This window comes from Paenibacillus sepulcri, assembly GCF_042647105.1.
GTDB lineage: Bacteria > Bacillota > Bacilli > Paenibacillales > Paenibacillaceae > Paenibacillus_Z > Paenibacillus_Z sepulcri.
The window spans coordinates 568,390-582,801 of the sequence record NZ_JBHRUP010000002.1; the positions used below are offsets into that span (position 1 = coordinate 568,390).

12 protein-coding genes and 1 pseudogene are annotated in these 14,412 nt (G+C 45.8%); all 13 read right to left on the reverse strand.

Annotated features, from left to right (window positions below; translation table 11 throughout):
* Position 1 precedes the first annotated feature (1 nt).
* Entirely contained in the window at positions 2–781 is a 780-nt protein-coding gene (sufC, locus tag ACFOLF_RS37385; RefSeq protein ID WP_210047019.1) for a Fe-S cluster assembly ATPase SufC, read from the reverse strand.
* A 57-nt stretch (positions 782–838) separates the two neighbouring features.
* Positions 839–2,455 (reverse strand): citramalate synthase, encoded by a 1,617-nt coding sequence (cimA, locus tag ACFOLF_RS37390; RefSeq protein WP_210047018.1) that lies wholly within the window; start codon positions 2,453–2,455, stop codon positions 839–841.
* A 2-nt stretch (positions 2,456–2,457) separates the two neighbouring features.
* Positions 2,458–4,200, reverse strand: coding sequence for a phosphoenolpyruvate--protein phosphotransferase (gene ptsP, locus ACFOLF_RS37395; RefSeq protein WP_210047017.1), 1,743 nt, complete (start codon positions 4,198–4,200; stop codon positions 2,458–2,460).
* A 120-nt stretch (positions 4,201–4,320) separates the two neighbouring features.
* A complete protein-coding gene (locus tag ACFOLF_RS37400; RefSeq protein ID WP_210047016.1) occupies positions 4,321–5,010 on the reverse strand; it encodes a FadR/GntR family transcriptional regulator in 690 nt (229 codons plus the stop codon).
* Positions 5,011–5,129: 119 nt separating this feature from the next.
* A complete protein-coding gene (locus ACFOLF_RS37405; protein WP_210047015.1) occupies positions 5,130–5,837 on the reverse strand; it encodes a FadR/GntR family transcriptional regulator in 708 nt (235 codons plus the stop codon).
* Positions 5,838–5,942: 105 nt separating this feature from the next.
* On the reverse strand, positions 5,943–7,157 hold the full coding sequence (locus tag ACFOLF_RS37410; RefSeq protein WP_210047014.1) for a CynX/NimT family MFS transporter: 1,215 nt from the start codon (positions 7,155–7,157) through the stop codon (positions 5,943–5,945).
* 105 nt (positions 7,158–7,262) lie between these two features.
* Positions 7,263–8,417, reverse strand: coding sequence for a 1-deoxy-D-xylulose-5-phosphate reductoisomerase (locus ACFOLF_RS37415; RefSeq protein WP_210047013.1), 1,155 nt, complete (start codon positions 8,415–8,417; stop codon positions 7,263–7,265).
* A gap of 168 nt (positions 8,418–8,585) precedes the next feature.
* Positions 8,586–9,269, reverse strand: a complete 684-nt coding sequence (locus ACFOLF_RS37420) for an FMN-dependent NADH-azoreductase (protein ID WP_210047012.1) — start codon at positions 9,267–9,269, stop codon at positions 8,586–8,588.
* A gap of 266 nt (positions 9,270–9,535) precedes the next feature.
* Positions 9,536–10,312 carry a TerC family protein gene (locus ACFOLF_RS37425; protein WP_210047011.1) on the reverse strand — a complete coding sequence of 259 codons (777 nt, stop codon included), beginning with the start codon at positions 10,310–10,312 and terminating at the stop codon, positions 9,536–9,538.
* Between the two features lie 488 nt (positions 10,313–10,800).
* A complete protein-coding gene (locus ACFOLF_RS37430; RefSeq protein ID WP_210047010.1) occupies positions 10,801–11,103 on the reverse strand; it encodes a putative quinol monooxygenase in 303 nt (100 codons plus the stop codon).
* A 556-nt stretch (positions 11,104–11,659) separates the two neighbouring features.
* A pseudogene (locus tag ACFOLF_RS37435) lies at positions 11,660–12,565 on the reverse strand (SDR family NAD(P)-dependent oxidoreductase); the annotation flags it as partial.
* A 468-nt stretch (positions 12,566–13,033) separates the two neighbouring features.
* On the reverse strand, positions 13,034–13,723 hold the full coding sequence (locus ACFOLF_RS37440; protein WP_210047009.1) for a YjjG family noncanonical pyrimidine nucleotidase: 690 nt from the start codon (positions 13,721–13,723) through the stop codon (positions 13,034–13,036).
* 152 nt (positions 13,724–13,875) lie between these two features.
* The gene (locus ACFOLF_RS37445) at positions 13,876–14,331 is read right to left on the reverse strand and encodes a carboxymuconolactone decarboxylase family protein (RefSeq protein ID WP_210047034.1); all 456 of its coding nucleotides are present in this window, start codon (positions 14,329–14,331) and stop codon (positions 13,876–13,878) included.
* Positions 14,332–14,412 lie beyond the last annotated feature (81 nt).

Below are 14,412 nucleotides of genomic sequence, written 5' to 3' on the forward strand. Positions count from 1 at the left end.
GCTATTCCACCTGCCCAACTGTTTCATCTGTGATGCCCAGTTCTTCCTTAATCCAGTCATAACCCTCCGCTTCCACCTTATGAGCAAGCTCCGGGCCGCCGGATTTAACGAGGCGTCCCTGCATCATGACGTGTACATAGTCGGGTTTAATATAGGTCAGCAAACGCTGATAATGAGTAATAATCAAGAAAGACCGTTCCTCTGTTCGCATTGCATTCACACCATCGGCCACAATGCGGAGTGCATCAATATCCAGACCGGAATCAATTTCATCCAAAATGGCGACTTTTGGCTCCAGCAGCATCATTTGGAGGATTTCATTTCGTTTCTTTTCGCCGCCCGAGAATCCCTCATTCAAATAACGGTGGGCAAACTCCGGATTCATCTCCAGGTTTTTCATCCGGGCTTCCATTAGACGAATGAATTTTATAAGTGATAGTTCATTACCCTCGCCGCGGCGAGCATTCATGGCACTTCGCAAAAAATCGGCATTGGTTACGCCGGTAATCTCACTCGGATATTGCATCGCAAGGAACAATCCGGCCCGTGCACGTTCGTCCACATCTATTTCAAGCAAATCCACCCCATCGAGACTCGCGAATCCATCGGTTACATCATATTTCGGATGTCCCATGAGAACAGAAGACAGCGTGCTTTTACCAGTCCCATTCGGGCCCATTACGGCGTGAACTTCACCTCCATTGATCTCGAGATTAATGCCTTTCAAAATTTGTTTGCCTTCGATCGATGCCTTCAAACCGTTTATGATCAATTTTGTCATGTATATTCTTGCTCCCTTCTGTTTAACTCCAGTCCAAATTCTTCTCTTTCTATGGGATTAATGGTTAACCAAACCCCTATCTTGATTAAGTTTGTTATTTAAATGACTGGCTGACGCTCTTCCAATCAGCGCATAACGGATGCTGTCAACCAAAGCATTCCAGCTTGCCTCGATGACATTCCCGGATACGCCCACTGTGCTCCACGTACTTCCGAAACCTGAGGATTCGACCAATACACGCACTTTAGCCGCAGTAGCATCCTTCTCATCCAGCACACGTACTTTGTAATCGGACATGTGCATCTGCTCAATTTGCGGATAGAACTGGTGTAATGCTTTACGAAGAGCACGATCGAGCGCGTTGACCGGGCCGTTACCTTCCGCAGCCATATAAACGGTTTGTCCTCGAACTTTCAATTTCACTATCGCCTCCGATTTGACGCCATTGGAGGAAGCCTTTTCAACGAGGACTTTAAACGATTCTAATGTGAACATTTCTTCAATTTCGCCGCTGCCCTCTCTGAGCAACAATTCCAGGGATGCATCCGCTCCTTCAAATTGATAACCTTGATGCTCCAAATCTTTGATTTTATTCATAATCAACCGCGTTTCGCTGCTCTCCAAATTGATGTTCAATTTCATCTCCTGGGCCTTTACAATGATATTGCTTTGCCCCGATAGCTCGGATACAAGAATTCGCTGTTTGTTGCCCACCAGCTCAGGAGCGATATGCTCGTACGTTTTCGGATCCTTCATAATGGCAGATACATGAATGCCACCCTTATGCGCAAAAGCGGCAGCTCCGACGTACGGCTGATTGACAGGCATGTGTACATTTGCGATCTCGCTCACAAATCGTGCACTCCCGGTTAATAAGGCGAGCTGTTCATCACTGAAACACTCATATCCCAGCTTGAGCTGCAGGTTGGGTACAAGCGAGCATAAATTCACGTTGCCGCATCGCTCTCCGTATCCGTTAATGGTGCCCTGAACCTGACGGACTCCGGCCTGCACAGCTGCCATCGTATTCGCTACAGCCAGATCGCAATCATTATGAGGATGCAAGCCAAGTGGCGTGTGAACAAGCGTACGGACATGAGCCACAATCTCCGCGATTTCGCCAGGAAGACTGCCGCCATTTGTGTCACATAACACAATCCAATCCGCACCGGCTTCTTCGGCTTTGCGGATCGCAGCGATGGCGTATTCCGGGTTCCGTTTAAATCCGTCGAAAAAGTGCTCGGCATCGTAAATGGTTTCCATTCCTTTATGCTTCAAATAGCGAAATGAATCATAGATCATGGCCAGATTCTCTTCCAATGTGGTTTGCAGAGCCGTTGTCACTTGATAATCCCATGATTTGCCCACCAGGGCTGCCGTACTGACCTCGGATTCCATAATTCGATTTAAATTAACATCATGCTCCGCTATTGTGTCCTTACGCCGCGTACTGCCAAAAGCCGTTACTTTTGCCCGCAGCTTCAAGTTCTTCGCACGTTCAAAAAATTCGATATCCTTTTTGTTGCTTCCAGGATTGCCGCCCTCAATATAATGAACGCCAAGCTCATCAAGCTTGCGCGCAATTTTTATTTTATCCTCTGCAGTAAAGCTGACACCTTCACCCTGCGTTCCATCCCGAAGCGTTGTATCGAATACAAAAACCTGATTGCTCATCTTTATTTCCTCCCAATAGGAATAGGATTAGTCATATAGCTTGTCAATTGCTGCATAACCTGCTCACTATCGGTGAGACCAAGAATATGATTCACAGTTGCTTCAGCATCTGCAATGGATATCTCACCGATTCTGTCTTTCACTTTTAGAACCGAACTATTCCCCACGCTAAACTCTCGCAGCCCAAGCCCTAGCAATAAAGGAACCGCTGCTGGATCCCCTGCCATTTCACCGCATAGACTGACAGGAATTCCAGACTGTTTTCCCGCATCCAATGCTCGTTTAACCAGACGGATGACTGCCGGATGATACGAATCATGCGGGGTGGCTATTTTATCATTCATGCGATCCACAGCTAATGTGAATTGAATCAGATCATTCGTCCCAATGCTGAAAAAATCCACTTCATGTGCGAACAAATCAGCCAGCAGGGCTGCTGCAGGAACTTCAATCATCATGCCAATTTCCAGATGCGGGTCGTATGCCATCCCCTCTTTCAGGAGTTGTGCCTCCACTTCCTTCATCAATACCTTAACTGCGCGTATTTGTTGTAAGGATGAGATCATCGGATATAAGACCTTCACTTTTCCATACATGCTGGCCCGCAGGATCGCCCGTAATTGGGTCTCCAGTAAATCAGGCTCCCCCAGACAAAATCGTATGCCGCGGTAGCCAAGTGAAGGGTTTTCCTCCAGGGGAAAGGAATAAAAGCGGACTTGCTTATCCCCGCCAATGTCCATTATCCGGAACACAAGAGGCTTTCCTTGCAAGAGTTGGATCGCATTGCGATACATGATAAACTGTTCTTCCTCAGATGGCGGGGCATAGCGATCCATGAAGAGATACTCTGTACGAAAAAGCCCAATCCCGTCTACCCCCAATTCAAGAGCCTCCACGATTTCATCAGGCATACTAATATTTGCGGAAAGCCTGATGACTTGCCCATCCAGGGTTTGAGCCGGTTTTTTTCTCGTTAAGTCTAATCGTTGTTCTAACACATGTTTTCCATCAACGCAGCCAAGATACTTACACCATTCCTCTTGGGTTGGTTCAATACAAACCTCTCCCTTATCTCCGTCTACAATAATCATCTCATCATCTCTTATATGTGACAGTGCGCTTCCCTCAACCCCCACGATAACGGGGATTCCTTTTGAACGCATCATGATGACAGTATGCGAGGTCAGTCCGCCGGTTTCCAATATGACCCCCATAACTTTGTCAATCGTTAGTTGTGCGACATCCGAAGGCGCCAATTCGTCCGCAATTAATATCACCGGGTGTGTCAGGCGATGACTAGCCGCAGGCATAATACCCAGCAGCTTCCGTATGACACGTTGTGCAAGATCCCTCACGTCTGGAGCACGTTCTTTCATATAATCGTCATCCAATTTTTCAAAAATAATTGAAAACTCTCTCGTCACATGCTCGTAAGTCCATTCAACATTCATCAGCTCTTTCGATAAGCGCTGCTCAACTTCAGCAATAATAGCCGGGTCATACAATAAAGAGAGATAAGCATCGAATATAGCCGCCTGTTCAGCTCCCATTACGGAAAAGACCTTTTGCTTATCCTGTCTTATTTCTTCGGCCGCAGCATCAATCGCACGCTGCAGCCGCGCCGCTTCATTCTCAATCTGTGAAATTGAAATTGTATATTGAGGGACGGCTAACTTAGCCTTATTCAACATATAGCTTTTTCCTATCTCAATACCTGGTGATGCCGAAATGCCTTTGATGATCATGGGCATTCCCCCTTTCATCCATCATGAACTGCAGTTAGCACAATGTGTTCATTAGATTAAAAGCCGGCAACATAGTATTCATGATATCATCTGATGTTTAAAGGCGCGATAAACAAATGGTTACTTCTGCTGATCAATGGTTTCATTCAAATTCTTCAACGTCCATTTTAAGGCTTCGCCCACGTTTTTATCCTTAATGGCCTGGTACAGGTTTTCATGAAAGAAGTGCTGTGATTGGTGAAAGCTTTGATTCTTATACAGCATTGTGTTTGCATCCAGGATGACGGATGAAAATGATCGAAATAAATCAGCTGCAATACTGTTTTTACTGGCAACAGCTACAGAGAGATGAAAGGCAATATCTGCATTCAGATAAGTTCTCATGTCCCCTGCATGCAACGCCAGAACACATTGATCCAATGCGCTTCTCATCTGCGCAATATCCTTGTCTTCTCGCCGTAGAGCTGCCAATCCGGAAATCTCCAGCTCCAGCATTCTCCTTACCTCATACACTTCGAGAATCTCCGCTCTTCTAAGCCGGTGAAGCAACGGTTCCTGAATAACTGGCCTGGCAATCAAATAGGTACCGAATCCTTGTTTTTTCTCAAGCAGCCCGGAATGGACCAAAACCCTTACCGCTTCCCGGATGGTCGAACGTCCTACGCCGAATTGTTCCATTAGTTTAGGCTCAGTCGGAATTTTCTGCCCGGAATGCATTTCACCATCAGAAAATTTCCTTTGCAGCTGTTTAACCACCTCGTCAACCAATTTCGGTCGATTCAAGGCTCGAAACAGATCTTTTGCTTTCATTTCACCCTCTCCCTGAACGAAAGAAATGCCTATCCGCCCCGTTCATTATGAATTTGGTTAGTCATTCCATCCATTCAATTCATGATATCATCTGACGTTTCAGGTTGCAAGAGAACAACTTACTCCTGTTGAAGAAAAGCTTTTAGCTGCAATACCGTTTTATCTAAATTTTTTAATGTCCAATGTGCCGCTGCAGTCATATCTTTATCCTTTATAGCCTGATATAAATTCTCATGAACAGGATGCTGCGGATCATGGATATTCGGATCCTTCGCCAATTTTTGAAGCGCATCTGAAAGCACAGAAGAGAAGGATTGAAACAAATCAGCAGCAACGCTATTTTTACTTGCCTTTGCTATCGACAAATGAAAGGAGATGTCAGCATTTATATAGGCGTCCATATCGCTCTTTTGCAATGCTTGCAACCGTTGGTCCAATGCGCTGCGCATGTTTGCGAGATCGTTGTCGTCACGACGCTCTGCAGCTAATTTTGAAATTTCCAATTCCAGCATTTTACGTACTTCATAAACCTCCAAAATCTCTGCTCTGCGCAACCGGTTTGACAAAGGCTCCTGAATGCCCGAATTTGTCGTTAAATACGTACCAAATCCTTGCTTCTTCTCCAGTAAACCGGCATGGACCAACACTCTTACCGCTTCGCGTACGGTAGATCGGCCTACACCAAATTGTTCCATCAATTCGGGTTCAGTGGGAATTTTACTACCCTGCTGAATCTCCCCATCGGAAATTTTCTTTTGCAGCTGATTAACAACATCATCTACCAGCTTCGGACGGCTTATGGTTTGAAATGAAATTTTCGAATTCATCTAATCATCTCCTGTTTGAATCATAACACAACAGAACCTCTCGAACAACAGACTGTTTATTAAATGGATGGGACCTCATAGCATACGTAAACGCCGTTGATTTGCTCATGAATTTACCTCTTCGATTACTCGGTTGCGACCGGAAGCAATACCAAAAATAAGCATTAGAATGGTTATGACGAGCAGCACGATAAGCGGAACCTTCCATCCGTTGGTCAAATCATGCAGATAACCGAAAAGTATAGGTTCTGCCGCGGCCAACAGATATCCTACCGATTGAGCCATCCCGGATAATTCAGTTGCGTCATGCATGTTAGTAGTTCGCAATCCGAATAATGTCATCGCAAGACTAAATGCAGAGCCTGCACCAATTCCGATAAAAATAGCCCAAAGCATAACCAGATGATTTCTGGAAAGCAGCCCTCCAATACCAACGAAGAAGAAGAGTGCCGTCAGGAAAATAATGCCGATTTGATTGTTCATACGCCTAGCCAAAATAGGCACGAAAAAAGTAACGGGAAGTAAAGAGAGCTGCATAATCGAAAGTATCCACCCTGCGTAATCCGAGCTTATCCCTTGGGTTGTGAGAATCTCAGGCAACCATGAAATAAAGATAAAGAATAGCATGGATTGCAGCCCCATAAAAAGTGTCACATGCCAGGCGAGAGTGGACTTCCACAAATTCGTCCGCTTTTGGCTCGACGTCGCTATCTTCGCTTTTTCTTGCTGGTGCCCCAGTTGAGGAATCCATAAGAGAATGGCTATCACAGCAAGAAGTCCCCATAGACCCAAAGCTCCCTTCCAGCCTAAACCTGTCTGGTTGGCCATCGGCACACTAATTCCAGATGCAATAGCGCCGCCAAGATTCATCGCCACCAGATAAACGCCAATCATTATTCCGATTTTCAAAGGATACTTCTCCTTGATCAGACTTGGCATTAATACATTGCAAATGGCTATTGCCAGACCTAAAAAGACCGTCCCGATCAGCATTAAACCGATATTCCACGCTGAACGCAGCACAATGCCAAGAATCAGAAGGAGCATCGATCCAAACAGAACAGAGGATATTCCATATTTACGGGCTATCTTCGGGGCAAACGGCGACATCAAAGCGAATGCGATTAGAGGAAGAGTGGTAATTAAGCCCGCCAACGTATACGATATGCCTAAATCCTCCTGGATGGTCCCTATTAAGGGACCTACCGAAGTTAACGGGGCGCGTAAATTGGCCGCAATCAAAACAACTCCCAGGAGAAGCAGCCAGGCGGGAAATTTGGATTCCGAATGAATGGAGTTTATGTTAGGTTTGGATTTCATTTATGCTTCCTCCCTTTCTATTGATTAAGTCTTCAAAATCAATCATTAAACTAAATATTCATCTATTCATCAGATGTTTGAGAATAGAATTCTCTCTGCATAGGGTCAACTTTGCCGCTTGATTAATAATTCCGCCTTTTCTCTTGCCCAGGCATCTGCATGAAGAATATCTTCTAGTTGAGGATTTTGAATATTATGATGACTCGACAATACCTCATCCAATATTTTTTCAAAATCCGAAAAACACGCTTCGTTTCTGCGAAAAGAAAAATTGACGACCTCATTCGCGGCATTCAGGACAGCCGGCATCGTTCCCCCTTGTTTCCCCGCTTCGAAGGCGTAACTCAAGCATGGGAAGCGGGCCATATCCGGTTTTTCAAAATTGAGTTGTGAAATCAAGGATAAATCAAGTTTGGGATAATCGCTTTTAAGACGATTGGGATATTCAAGCGCATATTGAATCGGCACTCGCATATCGGGCATGCCCATTTGAGCAATGATAGATCCGTCAACGAATTCAACCATAGAGTGGATAACACTTTGCCGGTGTATCAACACTTCGATTTGCTCATACGGGACTTCAAACAACCAATGCGCCTCGATGACCTCAAAGCCCTTATTCATCAAGGTGGCGCAATCGATCGTTATTTTTTCTCCCATGCTCCAATTTGGATGCTTAAGGGCATCACTGGCCCTCAATCCCGTCATTTCCTGCTTGGTTAAATCCCTGAAGGCTCCTCCCGACGCTGTGATAATCAGCTTGGACAGTTGATCTCTCGACTCTCCATTCAAACATTGATATATGGCGGAATGCTCACTATCAACAGGTATAAGCTTACAGCCCTTTTCCTTGGCCAGCTTGGTTACTACACAGCCTGCTGCTACCAAGGTTTCTTTATTGGCAATAGCAACGTCTTTTCCTGCATGAAGAGCCTTGATCGTCGGTATAATACCTGTTGCTCCCGTGACAGAGTTCATCACCAGGTCCGCCTCTTCACAGCAGGCAACATCAATCAGCCCCTTCTCTCCATAACAAACCATTACGGAGTCATCTACCTGAGCTTTAACTTTTCGCGCCAGTTCGCGATTACCTACGGATACGATTGTCGGGCGAAATTCATGAGCCTGCTCGATTAAATCATCAATCCTTTGGTTTGCGGCTAATCCGCTTATTTTGAATCTATCCGGATGCTTTCTTACCACGTCCAGCGTAGACTTGCCAATTGATCCACTCGAACCTAAAATACTGATTTTCTTCATGACAGCCTCCCTGGAGATAAAGATGTATCCATTTGGTTGTTCGCGCTGCTGCAACGATAAGTCTTCGAGGATAACTTTATAAGAGTTCCAATTAGGAAAAAATTAGAACTCCTTGATCAAGCCGCCGGTTCTTCTTGAAGTACGCCCAGAGCCGCAAGAAGGTTGGTCTTAGAAATGTATTGCGGCTTCGCGGGCTTTCGCAACCGCTTTGTCTTTAATTTCTTGCGTTTTGTCGGAGTGTGCAGCCATGCCTTCTACATAAACGGCCTCGAAGCTTGGTACGCCCAGGAATTTCAATGCAGCATCAAGGTGGCGGTGAGCCATTTCGAAACCTGCGTATCCGCCTTCGGACAATACACTGCCGCTTGCCTGGATTTGGAATGCTTTTTTCTCAGTGAGCAGACCGACTGGACCATCAGCAGTATAGTGGAATGTTTTTCCGGCTACAAAGATGGCGTCGATATACGCTTTAAGCACTGGCGGGTAAGAGAAGTTCCAAACCGGGTTCACAAAGATGTATTTGTCTGCTTCCAGGAATTGATCGACCAGTTCACCCAGACGGCCGACTTTGGCTTGCTCGGAAGCGGTTAGTTGTTCAAATGCAGTGCCTGATTGCAGTTTGCCCCAAGCGCCAAATATTTCGCTGTCAAGGAAAGGAATTTCCGATTGAAACAGGTCAATGTGATAAATATCATCGTTGGGATTTGCAGCATGGTAAGCATCCAGGAACTCTTTAGCGACGGAAAGGCTGAAGGAGCCTTCAACACTGCTTGGATTTGCAGTGATGTACAATACTTTTTTTCCTGGTGTTTCGGGATTAGTGGTAAAAAGAGAGTTCAATCTGTTCAACATTAAAATACACGTCCTTTTGATAAATTTGGGGTAATGAAAAAAATACTTCGACAAACTACGCTGCAGTATGCTTCCGCGTTCAAACATATAACGATGCTGCGATTCCTTTTGTGACAACGCGTAACGTACGCTTTAATTAATTACTATTTATTTATATAAATGTATTATATTTCATTTAATTCTTTGAGGTTAGTCAAAATGCAAAATGACCATCCCTTAAAGGATGGCCACCTGTCAGCTTAGAAAGGGAAGTCTGGGTGTGGAACCTAGATCTGATCAGCCTGCGATTGTTTTTTAGTCGAAGGCGCAAACCAACCGAAAAGGGCTATTGCAACCAATACTACATAGAAGATAGATGTCCAGACTGTACTATGCGGAAATTGATGCTCTAACACGCCGATATCTTCATGGGCCAGCGTAATGACAGCGAGCTTCACGCCGACCCATGCCACGATCGCATAAGCCGTGGTCTCGAGTGCCGGCCGTTGACCAAGCAGCTTTACAAACCATGTGGCCGCGAATTTGATCAGGATGAGCCCAGCGATTCCGCCAAGCACGACAATCAGGAATTTTCCTCCGTCCATACCACCAAAATCACCAAGCGGTGAATCCGGGAGACCAAGTGCCAGAGCTACTGCAGCAAGAATGGAATCAATCGCAAAGGCGAGATCTGCAAGAGCGATTTTCCCCACGGTTGGCCAGAAGCCTTTTCCTGCGGCATCTGTCTTTATGTCCTCGCGAATGTTCTCGTTTTCCTTGCCAAAACGCGCTTTGATGATGTGCTTTAACCCGAGGTATAGAAGGTAAGCAGCTCCGATCGCCTGTATTTGCCAGACGTTCGCAATAAATGATATCGCAAAGAGAGCGCCGAAACGGAAAACAAAAGCCATAATGATCCCATAGTTGATGGCTTTCTTCTTCTGATCCTCCGGCAAATGCTTCGCGATAACAGCCAATACGAGCGCATTGTCAGCAGATAGCAATCCTTCCAAACCGATAAGTATTAGTAGTGCCCACGCATACTCCAACCACAATGAATCCAATTTACATTCTCCCCTTTTCAACCATTGTAAGTATAATGAGCCGACAAAGTCAGATTAGCCCGCAATAGGTATACGGAATAAGTCACCGATGGAGTTCATTTTTTTTTACAGGCCTTCGAAAACAATGTTTAAAGCCGCTGTATTGGGGATTGAGCCATGCCTCTGACCAGCTGCAGCAAGAACAGCCCGTTAACTTAATGCTTCCCTTACTGTCGGCAATCGGAGAATGTTCATGTCACAAAACAGGAATCGGATCGAATTCTTATCATCACCAAATGACAAGAACTTGATCCGCCAGCAAAAAAAATCCCGCGGTTTACGCGGACTTCATTCGGACAATGTTTTTGTAAAACCGGCATATGTACTTTTATCTTCAATAACAGTTCAGGACGAATTCGTCATCCTCGGAACGGGGATCGTCGACCTTCGGGAAGCCGATTGCTCACCTAGCCGGGTCAGGTCACCGATATTTTTAGTACACCTCGTGATTAAAACCCTTTTCCCCCGAGCGGCCGAATCTTAACGGCGCTCCCCCCGGCGATTAAATGCCGGCAGCGCCCGATGAGCGCAAGCACGTTCTCGTTCTTCAGAGACGCGGCATGCGCCTCCTGACTCTCCCACAGCTCGGTGATCCACAGATCGTCCGGATCTTCTTCAGCCGCATGTAGAATGTAATAGATACAGCCCTCCATATCGTTCAGCGTTTCTCCGGATTCAAGCATCATCTTCGCGAGTTCTTCCCGTTTCCCCGGGTGGGCCGTCAATTTTCCGAACATGGCGTATTTACTCATCGTTCATCTCCCTTTCTTCTTGTGAGATATCAGATAACATCACTATAGGACGCTGGCTGCTTGGCAGTCAGCGGCTTTCCCGAGCGTAGCATTCAGAAGATTAATCACATACTGTCTGCCTTTGTCATGGTCCAAATCTACTTTCCCTGAAGCGTCCGGAATCGCCGTTCCGCCATTCCTCTTGGGATTTTCTTCATCCTCATAATGATTATAATCCTCTATCCCTGACAAAAATAGTCAGGCATTCCAATCGTTTATTCTTTTTTTCAAGAAGCGCGGTGATCCGCCAGATATAAACTCTTCCCCTGTATCCAACGTGATCTTACAGACTCGCACCAGTCAAACGTGTGCAAATTCCGGCACGAATCAAGAGGCTGCATTATCCGAGGGATTCAAGAAGACCCGTCCTGCCATGGAGTTAGAATTTCCATATGTGATCTTGCCGTTACAACAATAAAAGCTGTCGAGGATTCCTCGACAGCTTGACCAACATAGGATTGCGTTGTTATACGTGTGCGCTCTACAAAGATTACCTCTGAGTCCGGTACATTTCCCCTCAGATCTTGAACTTCACACCAGTCATCTCTTCACTGAGCTGCCAGAGCCGTTTCGCCGAAGCGGGATCAATAGCCCAAGGCGGCACGCCCGAGACTGTCAAACTTACCGGAGTGTCCGCCGGGACTGCCGTTGTGATATCCACGTTCTCGCAGTAAACGCCACCTCTTCCATCCAATTGCGTACTGGTTGCACACCAGACGCTAGTCGCAGCGCCCTGTTCGACCGTCTTGTATCCCAGGGACGGATTATTAACAGGATGTCCTTGATCATCTATAATACCCATGGCACGCAGCTCCTCGTCCGACAAAAAACGAGCCAGGTCGGTCTTAATTACGCCGGGATGAACGGAGAAGGCACGGACGCCGTGTGCATGACCCTGCCTGTCCAGCTCAACGGCAAACAGCGCGTTGGCGGACTTGGACTCACCGTATGCTTTCCATTTATCATACTCTCGCCGTATGAAGTTCGGATCGTCGAAATTGACGCCTCCAAAGAAGACTGCCCCTGAAGAGAGCGAAACGACTCGCGCGCTTCCCGATTGTTTCAAGGCTGGCCAGAGCCGCGCTGTCAATTGGAAGTGCCCCAGATGATTCGTGGCAAATTGGGATTCGTAGCCGCGTGCGTCGCGCACCAGCGGGGGCGCCATTATGCCGGCGCTATTGACGAGAATATCCAAGGACCGCCCAGAATCAAGAAACCGCTGCGCGAATGCGTCGATAGAAGCCGGATCCATTAGATCCATCTCCTCTAGCTCCACCCGCGGAATGGCGGCGATTGAAACCCGGGCCTTCTCCACTGTGCGCGCAGGCACGATAACCGAAGCTCCGGCTTCCGCCAGAACGCGGGTTGTTTCGAGTCCTAGCCCGGAGTATCCGCTGGTCACAATGGCAACCTTCCCACTTAAGTCGCGTCCGCCGAGTGGTTCCTTCGCCGTTGTTTTGCTTGCCGAAGCCCGATGGAATCGGCTCCTGGGGTGTTACCTTATAAGAGTTATTAGTATGCATCTCTTGTTGTTCCTCCTGGTCGTTATCTTTCGTCTGGCTTCATCGTCCAACTTTTGGTTATACATAAAAAAGGTATTCCTGGATTTTGTATTTTCAAGTAAATTAAGTTGCTTGTTGGTATTATAATTTCATAAATTTGTTATCTAGCAGCACTTACTTATTTGTTATATAGTATCAAAATTGTGATAATTGAATGATTTACATGTATTTCAATCATTTTCGACCCAATAGACTATGCAAGATTACATCGAAACAGATCAGATGCTCGCCAGTGACCAGATCCAAGAAACAAACCTTCAAGGCTATCAATCGATCCCGCGATAAAAGCAGTCGCAGCCTACTGGTAACATACCAGTATCCGCTTTGCTCTAGCTTTGGTTACAGATGTCAAATAATTCTAATAAGCTTGTGACCGTGAATGTGCTTTGAATGTCGGCATTGCCTTTTTGTGATGTTGTGTTGATCCAGCAGGTATCAATTCCGGACAGAAGACCGCCTTTTATATCGGTATTTAATGAATCCCCGATAATAAGTGCTTCCTTTATATTAAAATCTTTAATATGACTCCTCACGTAATCGAAAAATGCTGTTGATGGTTTTTGAAATCCAATGCTTTGAGAATCAAAAATGTCTTCAAAGAACCCATGCAAGCCTGACTGCTTCAATCGCTTGATCTGAGTTTGGGTTATACCATTCGTAATAACAAACAGTCTATGGGAGGCAGACAATCTCTGACACACTTCTAAAGCTCCTTCTATAAGCTGACTTCCATTGCCCAAAAGCTCCCGATACAGATTTTCCCATTCCATGCCATCCACAACTTTACCCAGTCTTAACATCGTTTCTGAAAATCTTGCGTTTAGCACATCATCCAATACAATAATTCCATTTTCATATTCAGCCCATAGTTGTTTGTTGACGGCATTATATATTCGAAACAACTCATCCGATAAAGTATAACCGTAATGCTGAAACAATTTGGTTAACGAATCCGTTTCATTAGCGCCGAAATCTAACAAGGTATCATCTAAATCAAACAGAAGTATTTTATACCTCATTTTTCCTCCCCTTAAATATAAATAATCTATACTTCGTCTCATCTTACAAAGGTGAACTTTAGTCTATAAAGCAATGGAGACCAGGGCTATTGCAGGTCTTTGACTAAAGTTAATCCCCGTACATAGTCGATGTACGAGGATTTCGCCTGCAGCTATTTGCTTGCGGCTGGCTGATATTCTCCAGGTACCATACCCGTTGAAATCGCCATTCGATTCCAGCAGTTGATCGCATTAATCGCCATAATCAAATTGACAAATTCGCCCTCGTCAAAATGCTTGCGGACTTGCTCATACAATTCCTGCGGCACGCCAGCCTCCGAAATTTTGGTCACCGCTTCCGTTAATGCCAATGCGGCCCGCTCCGCTTCCGTATAGAACGGGGCTTCCCGCCATGCATTGAGCAAATACAATCGCTGCTCCGTCTCCCCCATCGCACGCGCATCTTTCGTATGCATATCCAGGCAGTAGGCGCAGCCATTAATTTGCGAGGCACGAATTTTAATCAGCTCCCACAGCTTGAGGTCAAGACCGCTCTTCTTCACATACCCTTCCAGTTGTAAAAGTGTTTGTAAAGAACCGGGCTGCACTTTCATATAATTCAGTCTCATTTCCACGTGTCATTACACCCCTTAATTTTTTTGTGGTTAACGTAATTAGCACTTTATTACTTTCTTATGTCCACTGCTTTA